Raw genomic sequence first — 760 nt, 5'->3', positions numbered from 1 at the left:
TACGTGGGGTACTCCGCCTCCAGTTCCGGGTACGCCGCCAGGAGCTCGTCCAGTTCCCGTTCCGGCCAGTGGAGGACCGCGACCGGGAAGGGGCGGGAGAGGGCCGTGCGGTAGGTGCCCAGTTCCGAGCGGAGGCGGGTGATCTCCGCCTGGAGTTCCGCCGGGTCCGAGGAGCCCAGCGACCACAGGCGCTTCGGGTCGTGGAGTTCGTCAAGGCCCACCGTGCCCGTGTGCAGGCGGTCCGCCCGGACGTCCCAGGCGTCGTGGTCCCGGGCCAGCATGCGGCGGATTCGGTGGCGGGTGATCAGGAGCGATTGGGTTGCGTGGGGGAGGTCTTCCGGACCCGCCAGGAGGGTTGCCGCTTCCGTGAGGGCCGACTCCGCCGCTTCCAGTTCGTCGTGTGCTTCCAGTGTTTCCGCGGTGATCTCCCAGGCCGTCGCGTCCGACGGCTTCGTCCGCCGGATGCCGTCGATGATCGCCCGCGCCTCGGCCTCGTGGCCGTACTCCCACAGGTTCGCCGCCTTCAGCGCCCTGATCAGGTGCGGGTTCGCGGGCTCCCCGGAGAGGAGTTCGTCGTACAGGGCCGTCGCGCCCTCGCGGTCTCCCGCCAGTTCCCGGTGGGCCGCGGCCTGGAGGTAGAGGGGCTCCCGGTCTCCCGGGTACTGCGCTGCGGTGCGCAGCAGACGCTCGGCTTCGGTGGTGTGGGCGGCAGGCGTGTCAGGGCGCATGCCCTTCACCGTACTGCTGTACGGGCCTGGAG

At 71.2% G+C, this 760-nt stretch carries 1 protein-coding gene; it reads right to left on the bottom strand.

Annotated features, from left to right (window positions below; translation table 11 throughout):
• A partial coding sequence (locus CCN37_RS38350) for a tetratricopeptide repeat protein (RefSeq protein ID WP_086830266.1) occupies positions 1-728 on the bottom strand: 728 nt, incomplete at its 3' end.
• Between the last annotated feature and the right edge of the window lie 32 nt (positions 729-760).

The sequence above is a fragment of the Allokutzneria sp. NRRL B-24872 genome (assembly GCF_002155965.1).
In the GTDB taxonomy this organism is placed as follows: Bacteria; Actinomycetota; Actinomycetes; order Mycobacteriales; family Pseudonocardiaceae; genus Allokutzneria.
Note: the sequence above shows the minus strand (reverse complement) of the source record. Positions and strands in the feature narration are given on the sequence as shown.